The organism is Paraburkholderia sp. BR14320 (genome assembly GCF_040948665.1).
Taxonomy (GTDB): Bacteria; Pseudomonadota; Gammaproteobacteria; order Burkholderiales; family Burkholderiaceae; genus Paraburkholderia; species Paraburkholderia youngii.
In genome coordinates, this window is record NZ_JBFPKG010000026.1 from 11,753 (window position 1) to 27,628 (window position 15,876).

The 15,876-nt window shown below is 65.4% G+C and carries 14 protein-coding genes; 4 read left to right on the plus strand and 10 right to left on the minus strand.

From position 1 onward, the window contains the following. Positions 1 to 7: 7 nt before the first annotated feature. The 5 genes from hutC to AB3X89_RS22910 are packed head-to-tail and all read right to left on the minus strand — an operon-like array spanning position 8 to position 3,954. Positions 8 to 820 carry a histidine utilization repressor gene (gene hutC, locus AB3X89_RS22890; protein ID WP_368585296.1) on the minus strand — a complete coding sequence of 271 codons (813 nt, stop codon included), beginning with the start codon at positions 818 to 820 and terminating at the stop codon, positions 8 to 10. Beyond that, positions 817 to 1,716 (minus strand): amino acid ABC transporter ATP-binding protein, encoded by a 900-nt coding sequence (locus AB3X89_RS22895; RefSeq protein ID WP_368585297.1) that lies wholly within the window; start codon positions 1,714 to 1,716, stop codon positions 817 to 819. Before AB3X89_RS22895 ends, hutC begins: the two co-directional genes overlap by 4 nt. Positions 1,717 to 1,729: 13 nt before the next feature. Next, positions 1,730 to 2,392 carry an amino acid ABC transporter permease gene (locus AB3X89_RS22900; protein ID WP_368585298.1) on the minus strand — a complete coding sequence of 221 codons (663 nt, stop codon included), beginning with the start codon at positions 2,390 to 2,392 and terminating at the stop codon, positions 1,730 to 1,732. Between the two features lie 28 nt (positions 2,393 to 2,420). Beyond that, entirely contained in the window at positions 2,421 to 3,071 is a 651-nt protein-coding gene (locus AB3X89_RS22905; RefSeq protein WP_368585299.1) for an amino acid ABC transporter permease, read from the minus strand. Positions 3,072 to 3,126: 55 nt separating this feature from the next. Further along, positions 3,127 to 3,954, minus strand: coding sequence for a transporter substrate-binding domain-containing protein (locus AB3X89_RS22910; protein WP_176105688.1), 828 nt, complete (start codon positions 3,952 to 3,954; stop codon positions 3,127 to 3,129). Between the two features lie 239 nt (positions 3,955 to 4,193). Here AB3X89_RS22910 and AB3X89_RS22915 point away from each other — a divergent pair, with 239 nt between their 5' ends. Together AB3X89_RS22915 and AB3X89_RS22920 are read left to right on the plus strand one after the other, a co-directional pair. Then, positions 4,194 to 5,168 carry an isopenicillin N synthase family dioxygenase gene (locus tag AB3X89_RS22915; protein ID WP_368585300.1) on the plus strand — a complete coding sequence of 325 codons (975 nt, stop codon included), beginning with the start codon at positions 4,194 to 4,196 and terminating at the stop codon, positions 5,166 to 5,168. 11 nt (positions 5,169 to 5,179) lie between these two features. After that, complete coding sequence (locus AB3X89_RS22920; protein WP_368585301.1) at positions 5,180 to 6,616, plus strand: FAD-binding oxidoreductase; 1,437 nt, start codon at positions 5,180 to 5,182, stop codon at positions 6,614 to 6,616. 129 nt (positions 6,617 to 6,745) lie between these two features. Here the strand turns inward: AB3X89_RS22920 and AB3X89_RS22925 are convergent, their stop codons facing one another. Beyond that, entirely contained in the window at positions 6,746 to 10,162 is a 3,417-nt protein-coding gene (locus AB3X89_RS22925) for an alpha/beta fold hydrolase (RefSeq protein ID WP_368585302.1), read from the minus strand. A gap of 266 nt (positions 10,163 to 10,428) precedes the next feature. Next, on the minus strand, positions 10,429 to 11,220 hold the full coding sequence (locus AB3X89_RS22930) for a hypothetical protein (protein WP_368585303.1): 792 nt from the start codon (positions 11,218 to 11,220) through the stop codon (positions 10,429 to 10,431). On the opposite strand from AB3X89_RS22930, the gene AB3X89_RS22935 reads away from it, so the two are divergent. Both AB3X89_RS22935 and AB3X89_RS22940 read left to right on the plus strand, forming a co-directional pair. After that, positions 11,219 to 11,377 carry a hypothetical protein gene (locus tag AB3X89_RS22935; RefSeq protein ID WP_368585304.1) on the plus strand — a complete coding sequence of 53 codons (159 nt, stop codon included), beginning with the start codon at positions 11,219 to 11,221 and terminating at the stop codon, positions 11,375 to 11,377. The two genes, AB3X89_RS22930 and AB3X89_RS22935, sit on opposite strands and share 2 nt — an antisense overlap. A 236-nt stretch (positions 11,378 to 11,613) precedes the next feature. Further along, entirely contained in the window at positions 11,614 to 13,509 is a 1,896-nt protein-coding gene (locus AB3X89_RS22940; protein ID WP_368585305.1) for an ATP-binding protein, read from the plus strand. Positions 13,510 to 13,547: 38 nt separating this feature from the next. Here AB3X89_RS22940 and AB3X89_RS22945 read toward each other — a convergent pair whose 3' ends face one another. From AB3X89_RS22945 to cydB, 3 genes are all read right to left on the minus strand, one after another. Further along, positions 13,548 to 14,291, minus strand: coding sequence for a response regulator (locus AB3X89_RS22945; protein ID WP_368585306.1), 744 nt, complete (start codon positions 14,289 to 14,291; stop codon positions 13,548 to 13,550). A 389-nt stretch (positions 14,292 to 14,680) separates the two neighbouring features. Continuing rightward, entirely contained in the window at positions 14,681 to 14,884 is a 204-nt protein-coding gene (locus AB3X89_RS22950; protein ID WP_368585307.1) for a hypothetical protein, read from the minus strand. Further along, a complete protein-coding gene (gene cydB / locus AB3X89_RS22955) occupies positions 14,859 to 15,863 on the minus strand; it encodes a cytochrome d ubiquinol oxidase subunit II (protein WP_368585308.1) in 1,005 nt (334 codons plus the stop codon). The genes AB3X89_RS22950 and cydB overlap by 26 nt, the downstream gene beginning before the upstream one ends. Positions 15,864 to 15,876 lie beyond the last annotated feature (13 nt).

Sequence of the window (15,876 nt, forward strand, 5' to 3'; positions counted from 1 at the left end):
GCGCGCTTTATCCCTGGCGCTGCGACGTATTCGGCGAAAAGCGGCAGCCGAGCCGGTAGCGCGAACCCGGGTGCACGAAACGCGCGAACGTCACCGCGACGCCGCTCGTCCACGTGCGGCGCGTCAGCGTCAGGCACGGTTCCTCCGCGTGAATTTCGAGCAGCTCGGCTTCCGCGGGCGTCGGCAGCGCGGCGTCCACCACGTGTTCGAGATCGTGCATCGGCACGGCCGTCAGCAGATACTCGGACGGCTTCAGCGCCGAAAAATCGTGCTGCAGAAAATCCGGTGCGACGGCCGGATTCACATAGCGATCTTCGAGCTGCACCGGCAGGCCGTTCTCGCGATGCACGCAGATCACATGAAACACCGAAGCGCCCGGCGCCAGTCCCAATGCGTTCGACACCGTGACCGACGCGGTCTCGCGCTGCAATAGCACCATGTCGCAACGATATGCGTGGCCGCGCGAGCGGATCTCGTCGCCGATATGGGCGATCATCAATAGCGTGGATTGCGGCTTGTTCGGCGCGACGAAAGTACCGACGCCCGATACGCGCGTGACGAGCCCCGCGTCGGCGAGCTCGCGCAACGCGCGGTTGACCGTCATCCGCGATACGCCGAGCGTCCCGACGAGATCGAGTTCAGAAGGCAGACGATCGCCCGCCTGGCGTTCGCCCGAGACGATGATCTGGCGGATGTGCTGCTTGACCTGCTCGTAGCGCGCAGCGGGCGCCTCCTCACTGCCGCGCGCGGTTCTGGCCGCGGCGCGGGCCGCGCTGGCGGAGAATTTGCCGTGAGGTTTGTTGCGAGCGGTGGTGCTCATAGCGGCTGGCTGTCGTCGGGGCCGCGCGTCCAGAACGCATTGCGGTCGAAATAGTTTTGCAGAAACTGCCGCAGACGCGGCTGCGCGGCACCGTGAAACACGTCGCGCGGCTTGCCCTGCACGGCAATGCGGCCCTCGTCGATGAACATGACCTTGTCGGCGACCTGTGCGGCGAAGCCCATTTCGTGCGTGACCACCGCCATCGTCATGCCGTCGCGCGCGAGCTGCTTCATCACCTGCAGCACTTCGCCGACCAGCTCCGGATCGAGCGCCGAAGTCGGTTCGTCGAACAGCATGATGTGCGGCTCCATCGCGAGCGCGCGCGCAATCGCGACGCGCTGCTGCTGACCGCCCGACAGCTTCGCCGGATACGCATCGCCCTTGTGCGCGAGGCCGACCGTCTCGAGCACCGCGTTCGCGCGGCGGCGCGCTTCGTCGTTCGACAGGTGCCGCACGCGCAGCAGCGCTTCCATCACGTTGCCGAGCGCGCTCATGTGCGGCCACAGGTTGAACTGCTGGAACACCATGCCGACGTTGCGGCGCACGCGGTTGATCTCGCCATGCGACGCGCGCACGCGTTTACCGTTGCGCTCGGTATAGCCGAGCAGTTCGCCTTCGATGCGCACGTCGCCGTGATCGTAGGTTTCGAGCGCGGCGAGGCAGCGCAGCAGCGTGCTCTTGCCCGAGCCCGACGGCCCGATGATGCAGACCACTTCCGAGCGCGCGATCTCGAGATCGATGCCGCGCAGCACCTCGACATCGCCGAAGCGTTTGCGCAGATCGCGCACTTCGATCAGCGGCGCGGCATTCGATGCGTTCGCCGTTGCGCTGGCGGACGGCGCGGAAGATTGCGCGGAAGATTGCGCGGGGGAGTGCATGTCGGCGATGGCGTTCATAGGGGTCCCGGAATCATGCCATGAAGCGTGCGAGGCGGGCTTCGGCCCACATGCCCGCGCGCGAGGTCAGCTCGACCAGCGCGAGATAGCACACGCACAGCACCAGCAGCGTTTCGACGAAAGCGAAAGTGGCCGAACCGATGCCGGTCAGCACGAACGTCAGTTCGGGGACGGTGACGATCGACAGCACGGCCGTTTCCTTGCTCAGCACGATGATCAGATTGGTCAGCGCGGGCACGATCAGCACCAGCATTTGCGGCGCCTGGATGCGTACGATCGCCTGCCAGCGCGTGAGGCCGAGACACGACGCCGCTTCGAGATGGCCTTTGGGCACCGACTGGAAGCCGGAACGGAACGCCTCGGCGAAATACGCACTGCCGTAAAGACCCAGCCCGACGATGCCGGCCGTCATCGGTTCGAGCGTGAGGCCGATCGACGGGCCGCCGTAGTACAGCAGAAACAGCTGCACCAGAAACGGCGTGCCGCGCAACAGTTCGATATAGACGCGCAGCGCGGCGCGCAGCCAGCGTCCGCAGAACAGTTGCAGCACCGCGATCAGGAAGCCGATCACGAGACCGATCGCGACGCCCGCGGCCCAGCTGCCGAGCGTCGTCGCGAGGCCCGCGGCGATCGGCTGCAGGTTGTGCGTGATGACGGTCGGATCGAACGTTTGCATGGCGAGGTTGGCTTAAACGTGAGTCGATTCAGGTGTGCTGCAAACGGTGCTCGGCCGCATGCGCGACGAGCGCGAGTGAACCGCAGATCACGAAGTAGATGAGCCCGGCCGCGACATACGCTTCGAGCGGCCGGTAAGTGCTCGCGGCGATGTTCTGCGCGGTGCGCGTCAACTCGGCGACACCGACCACCGAGATCAGCGAAGAAGCCTTGATCAGCAGCACCATTTCGTTGACGAGCGACGGCAGCGTCAAACGGAATGCTTGCGGCACCAGAATGCGCCGTAGCGTATCGAGCCGGGAGAGCCCTAGCATGCGCGCGGCTTCGAGATGTCCGGGCGGAATGCTCAGAAAGCCGCCGCGCAGAATCTCGGCAATATACGAGGCCGAGCACAACGACACCGCGCTGATCGCAGCGACGATCGGCGACACGTTGATGCCGGCGAACGGCAAAAGGTAGTACACGAGCAGCAACTGCACGAGCATCGGCACGCCGCGAAAGAAGAACACATAGGCGCCGCCCGCGAGCCGCGCGGCGCGATGCTGCGACAGTCGCGCGGTGCATACGCCGATACCGACGAAGAAGCCGATCACGAGCCCCGTCAGCGAAATGCCGACGGTGGCGAGCGCCGCGTGCAGCAGCAGCGGCAGGCCCTGAACGAAGACGGTCGTGTTGAACATGGATCGCGGCCGGTGGAACGGGAAGGGCGATGCGTGGCGCCGACGCTAAGGACGCTCAGTAGTTCGGCGTGGGCATCGTGGAAGGCATCTCCATCGCGACACCGAACCACTTCTTCTGCAACGCGGCGAGGCGGCCATCCTTCTGCATCTTCACGAGCGCGGCATTGAACGCGTCGGCGAGCGGCTTGCTGTCGGCGTCCTTACGCAATGCATATGCGAAGTACACCTTCGCGCCGAACGGCGGCTGCACGACCGCGAACATCTCGGGGCGCTGCTTGGCGACATACGCGATGTTGGTCATCGAGTTCGCGACCGCGGCGATGCGGCCTGCCGCGAGGTCCGCGTAAGCCTGATTGTTGTCGACGTACTCGCGGATTTCCGGCGGCTTCGGCAGCGTGGCCGCGTAGCTCTTCAGCTGATCGAGCTGCGCGGAGCCCTTGCCCGCGCCGATCGTTTTACCCGCGCTATCCGCCGATTGCTTGATCGACGCATCGTTCGCGCGCTTGAGCAGCGCGTCGGTCGCATCGGCGACGGGCAGCGTGTACGTGTAGCGTTCCATGCGCGCCTTCGTGACCGTCAACGGGCCGCCGACCATATCGAACTTGCCCGCTTCGAGACCGGGCAGCACGCTCGGCCACGGCAGATCGATGAAGCGCACCTTGACGCCGATTTCCTTGCCGATCTCCGCGAACAGGTCTTTGTTGAAGCCGGCCTGCTGACCGTTCTCGAGGAAGTCGAACGGCGCGAACTGCATTTCGGTGCCAACCACCAGTTCGCCGGCTTTCTTCACTTTGGCGAGCTGGTCTTCGGCGTGCGCTGCGACGCTTGCCGCGCACAGCGCCAGCACGACCAGACCACATTTCCAGCCTGCAAGGATACGCATGGGGTTCTCCGGGGGCGAATTGGTGTTGGGTGGCCGGCGTGTCGAAGTCTTCGTTGTGGACCCGCCGCGCCGACGCCAGGTGCGGGCCCTGCTGGGCAGTATATACTGCGTTTCCGGCGAAAAATAAATGCTCGCGCGAGTAGAGAAAAGCCCTGATATTGAGGTGCGCGAAGCAACTTGCAGCACTGCTTTTGGCGGTATATACCACTGCAATACCGATCCCTCGAAGGAGCAGCGCGATGCCCGCGACCCGCATTCCGATTATCGATGTCGCCGGCGTGCGCGCGGGCGATCAGCAGGCGCTGCGACGCGTCGCGAAGGAAATTCATGAAGCGTGTACGACGATCGGTTTTTTCTACATCGTCAATCACGGTGTGCCGCAAGCGACGATCGATGCCGCCGCGCAAGCCGCGCGCACCTTCTTCGAGTTTCCGGTCGACACGAAACGACGCGCGGCGGTCAATCATCGGCATCGCGGTTTCAATGCGCTCGGCGACGCGACGATGTACCAGGCCAAGCGCCCCGACTACAAGGAGTTCTTCAGCATCGGCCTCGAACTGCCGGAAGACGATCCCGACGTGCTGGCGGGGCAGGCATTACGCGGGCCGAACAACTGGCCGGATTTCATGCCCGGGTTGCGGCCGGTGCTGTATGACTATTACGAGGCGGTCGGCGCGTGCGGCGCCGATCTGCTGCGCGCGGTCGCGGTGAGTCTCGGCATCGAAGAAAATTTCTTCGTGCCGCGCTACACGAAGCGCATGCAGCGCACGCAAATGGTCTACTACCCGCCACAGCCGCCGCAATCGGATGAAGATCAGTTCGGCGTCGCGCCGCATACCGACTACGGCTGCATCACCTTGCTGTGGCAGGATCAGGTCGGCGGCCTGCAGGTGCGCGAAATCGCCAACGATACGTGGGTCGAGGCGCCGCCCGTCGAAGGCAGCTTCGTCGTGAACGTCGGCGATCTGCTCGCACGCTGGACCAACGATCGCTTTCGCTCGACGCTGCATCGCGTGATCAATGCATCGGGGCGCGAGCGCTATTCGATCGCGACGTTCTACGATCCGACCTATGGCGCGCTCGTCGATCCCCGTGAGCTCGGCGCGAGCGACGCACAAAGCAAATATCAGCCGGTCGCCGCGGGCGACTATATCCTCGGCCGCATCAACGATTCGATGGGCTATCGCAAGAAACTCGCCGCTACGGCACAGTAAGGAAATCCTGCATGACAGAGCAGAGCATCACCGAAGAGAAGAAGACCCCGATCGCAAGCGCGACCGCGCCGCTCGCGTCGACACTCGAAGCGTTGCGCGCCGCGCTCGGCGCCGACGCGGTGCGCGTCGGCGAACAGATCGGCGAACACGCGATGACCGACTGGACGCGCCACCAGCCGACGCGTCCGGCGGCGTTGCTGCTGCCGCGCACGACCGACGAGGTGTCGCGCGCACTCGCGATCTGCCACGCCGCGCATCAGCCGGTGGTGCCACAAGGCGGCATGACCGGACTCGCGGGCGGCGCGATCGCGCGCGCCAACGATATCGCGTTGTCGCTGGAACGTTTGAGCGGCGTCGAAGAACTCGACGCGGCGTCGGCTACCTTGACCGTGCGTGCCGGCACCACGTTGCAGGCCGCACAGGAAGCCGCCGAGCAAGCGGGCTTCGAACTCGCGCTCGATCTCGGCGCGCGCGGCTCATGCCAGATCGGCGGCAATCTGGCGACCAACGCGGGCGGCAATCGCGTGATCCAGTCCGGCACCGCGCGCGATCAGGTGCTCGGTCTCGAAGTGGTGCTCGCGAATGGCGACGTCCTCAGTTCGCTCGGCAAGATGGTCAAGAACAACACCGGCTATGACCTGAAGCACTGGTTCATCGGTTCGGAGGGCACCCTCGGCGTGATCACCCGCGCGGTGTTGCGGCTGCATCCGCGACGCGCGGCGCGTCATACGGCGCTCGTCGCGTTGAACGACTACGATGCCGCGGTGAGCCTGCTGCGCCGTCTCGCGACGCGCTTCGGCAACGACATCGGCGCGTTCGAGATCATGTGGCCGGACTTCTATGATTTCGGCGTGAAGCTGACCGGCGCGCGCTCGCCGTTCGACGCCGCACATCCGCTCTATGCATTGATCGAGCACGCGGGTTTCGATGCCGACGACGCTGGCGAACGTTTTGCGCAAGCGCTGACCGACGCGCTACAGGCGGGCGCGCTGCGCGACGCGGTGATCGCGCAATCGGTTGCCGATGCGCGCGCGCTATGGGCGATCCGCGAGTGCACCGCGGAGTTTCCGCTCAAGCTCGATCCGATCAACTTCGACGTGAGTCTGCCGATCGGCGAGATCGGCACGTTCGTCGACGGTTGCCGCGCGGCGCTCGATCAGCGCTGGCCCGGCAACCAAGCGTATTTCTTCGGGCATATCGGCGACTCGAATCTGCATCTGACCGTCGATGGCCATTCGATCCCCGGCGTCGATCATCACGCGGTCTATGCGTTCGTCTACGAGATGCTGGGGCCGTTGCGCGGGTCGGTGTCGGCCGAGCATGGCATCGGTTCGCTCAAGCGCGAGTTCCTGCCGATTTCACGCTCGCCAGCCGAGCTCGCCGCGATGGTCGCGATCAAGCATGCGCTCGATCCGCACGGCATCCTGAATCCCGGCAAGCTGTTCTGATGCTGACGCAGGCGGCGCGTGTGCCGCCTGATTGGTCGAGCCGCTTGAACATCGCGCTGAATATAGACGCCGCTCGCGCTGTCCGAGTGGGCGATCGACTTCGCACGGCGCACGGTCGACGCCGCGCCGTCAGTGCGCGTTCAGATAGCCGACGATCAGCGGATAAACATCGACCGCCGCGTTCTTGCCGAAGATGCAGTCGATATGCCCATAGCCCGGAATCAGATGCCGCTCGTACGGCTGCTCGGGGAAGCGCCCGCGCAGCAGGTCGTAAGTGTGCGCGGTGCTGACCGGCAGATACGTTTCGTTCTTCTCGCCGTGAATGAAGCCGATCGGCAGACGCATCCCCTCGAGTCCTTTCATGCCGTTTGCGCCGCTCAGATAGACGTCGTCGCCGCGCGCATCGACGACATGGCCCGCGCGCACCATCGTGGCCAGATGCTGGAAGACGGCCATGTCGTGAATGCCGAACAGTTCCTGCAGGTTCGCATGCAGCGTCTCGTTCAGCTTGTCGTGCTCATAGAGCAGGCCATACAGGAACGTCGCGCGATGACAGATCGGATTGCCGCAGCCCTCGTCGTGATCGACCGGATAGAGACGCAGCGCTTCGTCGAACAGGTTCGCGGGCCACGAGTCTTCCTGCGTATAGGCAGTGAGGTCGCGGATGCGCAGATGCTGCATCAGGTCGGGAATATGCAAGCCGGCTTTGATCCGTTGCAGCGTGCCCGGCACCGGATGTACGGACACCTGCGAGATCACCGCCGAGCGCACGCCTTCGAGTCCATATAGCAGCGACATGCTGAGCGCGAGTCCGCCCAGGCAGTGGCCGAGTACCTGGATGTTCGGCGCGCCGGTCACCTCGCGAATCTTCGCGACCGCGGCGGGAATATCCTCGCGCGCGACCATGTCGACGTTGGCCGGCACGAGCACGCTCGGCAGTTCGATGCTGACGCGCAGATCGACGAGCCATACGTCGTAGCCCGACGCGTACAGATATTCGACGAGGTTGGTCGAGATCAGATCGGTCGAGAAGATGCGGCTCGAGACGCCCGAGCCGTGGATCAGCAGGATCGGCTTCGACTCTTTGTCCGCGGCAGGATCGAAGTAGCGTGTGAGCTTGAGCCGCGTGCGGTCCGGTGTATCGAAGTAGGTGACCTGCGGCGCCGGCGCGCGCAGCGTGCGCTTGGCGCGCGGCGGCGTGTAGGGATCGTAGAACTGCAGCGGCGCGGCCACGCCACCGTATTCGGTGAACAGCACGCCCGCGAAGAATTTGCCGAACTTCAGCGTCCATTCGAGGCGCGTCTTCAGGTCGGGCGCGTGGGTGACTTCGAGCGTGCGCTGCTGCTTCAGGAAGTTTTCCGGCGTGATGACGAGCGTGGCGGTGCCGACGACGGGCGCATCGTCCTTATCCGACGCGCGTATCTCCGCATACAGCGTGTTGGTCTGCTCCCACAGGTTGATCGGCGACGTGCGCGTGATGATCTTCTTGCCGGTCAGATACCAGGTGTTGCCTTCGGCCGCGTCGAGCGTCATCCGGTAGTTCATGTTGCGCTCGTCGACGTCGGAATCGTCGACGACGAACAGGTTGAACGTGCCGTCGCTGATCGTCAGCGGTTGCGCGGACAGGGCGGGGCAGCTCAGCGTGCCGGCGGTGCGCGCGAGGTGATTCGGGTTGCTCAGCATGTCGGCGAGATCGTCGGACTCGACCGTCAGCGTGAATTCGATCGGGCTTTTGGCGGCTTCGCCCGCCACCTTGGGCGTGTAGGTGCCGACCATCGTCTCGGTGAAGCGCAGGCCGATCTTTTGCGCGGGCGGCGCGGCGGCGGTGCCCTTCGACGCGTAATCGATCGACCAGTCGTGCGCTTTGGCCAGCAGCGCGCAATTGCGTTCGGCGAGCGCGGAGATGGTCAGAAGCGGATTGACGCCGAGCGACATCGGCATCACCGCCCCGTCCATCACGTAGAGGCCGTCATGCACCGCGGCGCCGTCCGTGCCGCTGAACACGCGGCCCAGATGATCGACCACGCCATGCGCGGCGTCCTCGCCCATGCCGCAGCCGCCGAGCGGATGCACGGTCACGGTGTGCCGGCCGGCGATCTTCGTCGAAATCGGGTTGCGCAGATATTTGCCGCCGAGGGGCCTGGTCGCGTCGATCAGCACGTCCTCGACGGTCTGGAAGATCGGCTGGCGACCCGCCTTTTTCCATTCGATGCGCGCACGGCCTTTATCACCGATCTTGATGCGGCCGCTTTCGTCGTCGTGCGCCATCACGAGGTAGCTTTGCGTGTGATTGAGCGCACCGTGGTACGGGCCGCGGATCAGGCTCTCGATCGCGCGCGCGTCGTAGGCCGCGCGCTCGAGCAGCGACGGGGCGCCGGCCGCATCCACGCCTTCGAGCGGCGCGACCGCGCCGAGCATGCCGACGAGCGCTTCGCCGACCGCGCCGGCCAGCGAGCCTTCCTCGATCACAAAGCCATCCCTGACGTTTTTCTCGGCGGCGCGATTGTCGATCAGGCCGGTGATGGTCGGCCCGACAGGCGGAATCTGCCCGGGCTTGTGCTCGCCCCAGCCGACGCCGTTGATCGGGTCATTCGTGTTGTACGCGAAGGCGAGCACGTCGCCGTTGCCGGTGAAGTGCTGGCCGAGCATGTCCGACGTGCTCAGGCCTGCGTCGCGCGAGCGCAGCAGCAGCGCGGTCGAGCCGATCGTGCCCGCCGCGACGATGACGATATCGGCCAGCACGAACAGATCGGGCGCGTCGTAGCTTTCGCGGCCGAGCTTCACGAGCTGGAAGTTGACATTCCATTGCTGCGTGTCGGGATCGCGCAGCACCGAATGCACGGCCGTGCCGGTGAAAATCTGCGCGCCGTGGGCGACCGCGTCGGGCAGATAGTTCATGTGAGTCGAGTTCTTTGCGTCGTAGTTGCAACCGGAGTTGCAATCGCCGCAACCGACGCAGCGCTGCTGCTCGACGCCCGCCGCGTTCGGGCCGCTCCTGAACGTGACCGTGATCGGCGGACGGCTGAAGCGGTCGGCCATGCCGAGCGCCTGCGCCGATTTTTCGAGCGCCTGCAGCTTCGGCAGCGGCGGAAAGTCGTCCGGCACCGGCGACGGCGACAGCATTGTCCGGGCGAGCGCATAGCCGTCGTCGCGTCCGGCTTTGTCGGCGCGCAGCGCGGCCGGCCAGCGCGGGTCGTCCCACAGGCGCGGATCGGCCTCGAGCGCGACGTTCGCATTGATCAGCGAGGTTCCGCCGAGCCCGCAGCCCACCACCGCGTTGACGTCCTCGTTCACGTGCACTTCGAGCAGCGCGAGCGGCGAACCGATCTGCGCCTCGGCGGTGTTGTACTGGATATTCTCGACGCCCTGCACGGGCGTGCGCGGATACTCGCCGGCCATGAATTCGCGGCCGCGCTCGAGCACGCACACGCGACGGCCCGCGCGCGCCATGCGGCTCGCGGCGATCGCGCCGCCGTAGCCCGAGCCAATCACCACCACCTCGTAATGCCGTTGCAGCGCCGTCGGCGCGCTCGATAAGCGGTTCATCAGGACCACCTCGTCTGGAATCGGATGCGGGAAAGGAAGCGCGGCTTCGGAACAAAGACGGCGTGCTGCGGCAGCTTTTTTATCGTAGGCGGAATATCGCTGCAAAAAAAGCGGATGCAAAAAAAGCGCGCCATGGAGGGGCGCGCCGAAGTCGTAGCGTGCGACGGTCAGAGCGGCATGCCCGCCGGCCGTTGCCGGGTGTACCCGCCCGTACGGGCATGCGCTCTTACTTCGCTTCTTATGTGGCCTGTTGGTTCTCCGAATTGTTACGCGGCCACTTCATTGCATTCGCTATCGCTCGATTCCGCCGCGAGCAGATTCAGCGCAACCAGAATCGCCGCGCGATTGTCGACGTCGATCTCGATGCCGAGCGCGTCGGTGAGCCAGCGGCCGATCTTGGTGTTGGAAAATTCCGCGGCGCCGGCCGTCTTTTTCATCGTGACGCCGAGTTTGACGGCGCGATAGTGATAAGAGGGCACCCGATGCTGCGCCGCGACCGCCGAAAGCCCGCCTTTGCTTTCCGAGCACCAGCCGAGACTGCCGGCCAGCACGATCCGCTCGGGTTCGTCGAGCCCTTCGATGAACTCGCGCGCCGCGCGCCGCACGCTTTGTTCGTCGAGGCCGTATTGCAGCAGCACGCTTTCCACCGGGTCTTCGAGCGCGTGCGCGTGCAGATCGATTTCCTGCGCGACGCCCTCGGTCTCCATCGACACGTTGCGCTGATGGCACGCGCTGCGCAGGCAGTCGATCAGATAGCGGCGGAAATACGCGCACACCGCGTAGCTGTTGGACGGCGCGCTGTCGGCGCAGGCGTTCGTTTCGGTGTGGCCGGGCGCGAGGCGCAACACCTTCGCGTAGATGAACTGCGCGACCAGTTCTTCCTTGTCCTCGCCGAGCGCCTGCAATTCGAGCGGGTGATAGGTCCGCAACGCGCGCTTGACCAGTTCGACCATCGACACCATTTCGTCCGCGGAGAGGTGGGTGCGTCTGCGCCACAGGTCGGGTAGGATCGCGTCGTCGAGTTGGCGGGCGAACTCGTAGCTCGGGACTGCGCCCATGGAAACCTCCGTCACGGTTGACAGGGAGCGCGGTGAGCCGCGGCGCGTGGGCCGCGCAGCGAGGGAAGTTGCCTGTAATGCCGCGCTGAAACGTGAATGCAGTATGGTTCGCGGCAAGGCCTTCGCCTATATGGAAGAAGTGTTAGCCGATGGGTAAACCGCCGGGTAAACCTTCTGACGGAATGCTGACGATTCGTCAGAAGCGTGCGCATTCGCCGTAGAATGAACCGCTCGGGCGGCGCGTCTGGTCGCCCGGTTCCGACCCGCGGGTTTTCCGGAGCACCGCCGCCTGGCCAGTGCTTCGTCTCAACGAAGTTGTCATGCCCCCGCGATCAAGCTGCGCGGGATCGGATCAGGCGCTATCGCGCTAACGCCGACAGAGGAGACCGCCCGATGCGGGCCGACCCGATCCAGCGTGCCATCGACGAAGACCTCGTGCGCGTGCTCTACGCGCAGGACCCGATCGCGTTCTTTTCGCACTGGTTTTCGATCGCGGTGCTGGTGGCCATCTACTGGCCGCATGTGCCGGCGCCGCCGTTGTTTATCGCGTGTTTCGTTTTTTATGCGCTCGCCAATTGCGCGGGCCTCGCGCTGTGGATCTGCAATCGTCGCTATCCGCAGTTGGTGTCGCCGCGCGACTGGATTTATTTGCACGCGCTGCGTGGCGTGCTCCTGTACAGCGGGCCGGGCTTCGCGGTGTGGTTCGCGTTCCAGAGTCCGCAAACCGATCTGCCGCTATTGCATACCGTGCTGCTGGTGACGCTCGCGGCCGGCGTGTTCATGTCGAATGGGTTCGATCTCCTCAATTTTTCGACGTCGATTCCGTTTCTGCTGCTGCCATCGATCGTGCTGCATTTCGGTTCGCATACGTTCGATCGCACGATTCTTGCGATCGTGCTCGCGTTCTTCTTCTGCGCGATCAACGTCTACGCGATGAGCTATCGCAAGCTGTTTCGCCAGGTCGTGCAGGCGCGTGTCGATCAGCAGTACCTCGCGGAATCGCTGGCCGCGCAAAAGCGCGTCGCCGAAGAAGCGAGCCTCGCGAAGACGCGCTTTTTCGCGGCCGCAAGCCACGATCTGCGCCAGCCGCTGCATGCGATCGGCCTGCTCGCGGCGTCGCTGAACGACCCTGCGGCGACGCCCGCGCAGCACGCGAAGACGGCCGGGCACATCGTCTATAACGTCGAGGCGCTCAATCAGCTGTTCAACCAGGTGCTCGATCTCGCGCGGCTCGAAAGCGGCGTGACCCAGGTGATCCGATTGCACTTCCGGCTCTCCGAGCTGTTCGAGCGGGTCGGCAGCCAATATCGTCCGCAGGCCGCGGCGAAGGGGCTCGCGCTGCGCATAGCGCCGACTTCGATGGTCGTCTACGACGATCCTGTGCTGCTCGAACGGGTGTTGAGCAATCTGCTGTCGAACGCCGTGCGTTATACCGAGCAAGGCGCGATCTGGCTCGGCTTCCGGCGCGCGGGGCGACAAAAGGGCGGCTATATCGAGGTGCGCGATTCGGGCGTCGGCATCGCGCCGGAGGAGCACGGGCGTATTTTCGAGGAGTTTTACCAGGTCGAGAATCCGCAGCGCGACGCGCGTCAGGGGCACGGGCTCGGCCTGCCGACCGTCAGGCGGCTCGTCGGCCTGCTCGGCGGCGAGTTGCAGCTGCGCTCGGCGCCCGGGCGCGGCTCGGTGTTCCGCTTCGCGGTGCAGGCGGGCGACGGGAGCGGCATCGTCGCGAGTCTGAACGATCCGGTCGCGGGCGGCCCGGCTTCGCTGGGGCGGCGTGTGCTGTGCATCGACGACGAGCCGTCGATACTAGAGGGCCTCGCGAGCCTGCTCGAGCGCTGGGGCTGCGAGGTGCGCGGCGCGCGCGACGAAGCCGGTGCGCTCGCCGCGCTCGCGGACGGCTTCGTGCCCGACGCGGTGCTGTGCGACTACCAGCTCGCCAATCACCGCACCGGCGCGCAGGCGCTCAGCGCGATGCGCGGCGCGCTCGCGCGCGAGGGGCACGGCAATGTGGTTACGCTGCTGATCACCGGCGATATGGCGTCGGCGGAGCTGGCGGCGCTCGCGTTGCAGGGGATTCCCGTGCTGCACAAGCCGGTCACACCGGCGCGGCTGCGGCGCACGCTGGAAATGCTGTGGCAGCAGGCCGAACTCGACAAGGGTCGGCCGGCGGGCGCAGTCGTGTTGGGAGACGGGGCGGGAGAGGTTGGTTCAGCGCAGTCGCCGGCAGGGGGCGGCTCGCCGCAAACCGAAGCGGGCTCCGGGGCGCAAAGCGAAACGCAGCCTTAGCAACGGGAAGCAGAGACGGTTGACGCTGCGGCGCAGCGCTATAGCGTTTTCCCCGCCTCCAGCCATCCATTGATTACCGCGATCGCCGTCGAGCGGTTATGCACGCCGAGCGCGCGAAAAATTACCGACAGATGCACCTTCACGGTCCCCTCGGCGACGCCGAGATCGCGCGCGATCATCTTGTTGGTCCAGCCGCGATGCACGAGCCGCATGATGTCCTGCTGACGCGGTGACAGGTTCTCCAGCAGATGCTGCTGGTGCGGCTGCAGCGACGGCGCCGACCTGAGCGGTTCGGTCTGCGCGGCGACGCTCGGGGGCGGCATACCTGCCGATGCATCCGCTTCGGCCCCCGCGCAGCCGGCCGCTTGGGTTTCGCGCGTGCCGAGCAGACTCAGCGCTTCCATCGGCACATAAGCGCCGCCGGAAAGCACCAGTTCGATGGCCTTCAGCATCACGCTGGCGGGCTGGCGCTTCGGCACGAAACCGAGCGCGCCGGCCGCGAGCACCGCGCGCATCTCGTCGGGCGATTCCTCCGCGGACAGCACCACCACCGGCAGCGCCGGATTCGCCTTCAGCAGCGATTCGAGCGACGTCGCGCCGCTCATGCCCGGCATATGCAGATCGACGATCGCCAGATCGTGATTGGCGTCGGGGCGCGCGGCGGTCGCAAGGGTTTCCCAGCTGTCGGCTTCGTCGAACTGGGCGTCGGGATCGAAGCCGCGCAGCATGCCTTTGACGCCTTGCCGGATCAGTTCATGGTCGTCGGCTACAAGAAACTTCATGATGTCTCCGCGAGTCGAGCCAGTCCGTTGAGGGCTACCGCCGATGCACATTCCGCCCTGGCGGGCTGCGCACTTGCAGCGCAATTAACTGCGGTACTCATGACACACATCATGGCCGGTTTTCCCCGCTTCTTGGTCGATCCCACGGACCCCGGCACGTTCCAACTCGCCAGGGTCCCGCTCCCTTGCCGTGCCGCGCGCCGCTCGGCTGGGCTGCGACGCGCGTGGCCGGCTGCCGGCATCGTTCGATGCGCTTCGTGATGTTAAGGCAGGTCTCCCGCGCATAGGTTCCGGCTTGCTACGTAGACGAGCCGTGCGAAGCTTTTTTGAAGCGCTGGCGCGCGATCCGGCAGGTTATGCCCGCCGGATCGACACGGGTTCGCGCGCCGCTATCCGACCGCGAATAGCGTCGCTTTCATCAGAAGCTTGAAGGCGAAACCGAGCGACATCGCCGCGGCCACGCCGAAGCACCAGAGCGCGATGAACCAGAGCCAGCCCGGCAGCTTGCGGCCGGGCGCTGCCGCATTGGCATTGGCAGCGGGAGTCGACGCGCGGACACCCCGCTTTTCAGTGATAGTGATGTTGGTCGCCATGACGCACCTTGCCTCGAAAGACCCAGTAACCCATCGTCGTATAGGCGACGATGATCGGCAGGATCACCGCCGCGCCGGCCAGCGTGAACGTCTGGCTCGTGCGTGGCGCGGCGGCTTCCCATAGCGTGATGCTCGACGGAATCGCGTACGGCCACAGGCTCACCAGCAGCCCGAGATAGCCGAGAAGCACGAGCGCCAGCGCGAGCACGAACGGCGTGTTGTGGTGGCGCGCGCGCACCGCGCGATGCATGAAGAACGCGCAGATCGCGACGAGGAACGGCACCGGCAGCAGACGATAGAAGATCCCGTCATGGAACCAGCGTTGCGCGATGCCCGCATCCATCAGCGGCGTCCACAGGCTCACGATCGCGATGAAGCCGAGCAGCACCAGCGTCAGCGGCCAGACCACGCGATGCAGCCGGCGCTGCAGGTCGCCTTCGGTCTTCGCGACGAGCCAGCAGCAGCCGAGCAGCGCGTAAGTCGCGACGAGCCCGAGGCCCGTCAGCAGGCTGAACGGCGTGAGCCAGCCGAACGCGTCGCCGGCATACGCGCCATCGACGACCGGAATGCCTTGCAGGAAAGCGCCGAGCACGATGCCCTGGAAAAACGTCGCGCCCGCCGAGCCGCCGATGAACGCGAGGTCCCACAGGTGCCTCGTGCGACGCGACTTCGCGCGGATCTCGAACGACACGCCGCGAAAGATCAGGCATACGAGCATGAACACGAGCGGCAGATAGAGCGCCGACAGCACGGTCGAGTAGACGACCGGAAACACCGCGAACAGCGCGGCGCCGCCGAGCACGAGCCAGGTTTCGTTGCCGTCCCACACTGGCGCGACCGTGTTCATCATCAGGTCGCGCTCTTTCTCGTCGGGGAAGAACGGAAAGACGATGCCGATGCCGAGGTCGAAGCCGTCCAGCACGACGTACATGAAAAGGCCCAACGCGATGATCGCGGCCCAAACGACGGTTACGTCCATATTCTTTCTCTCG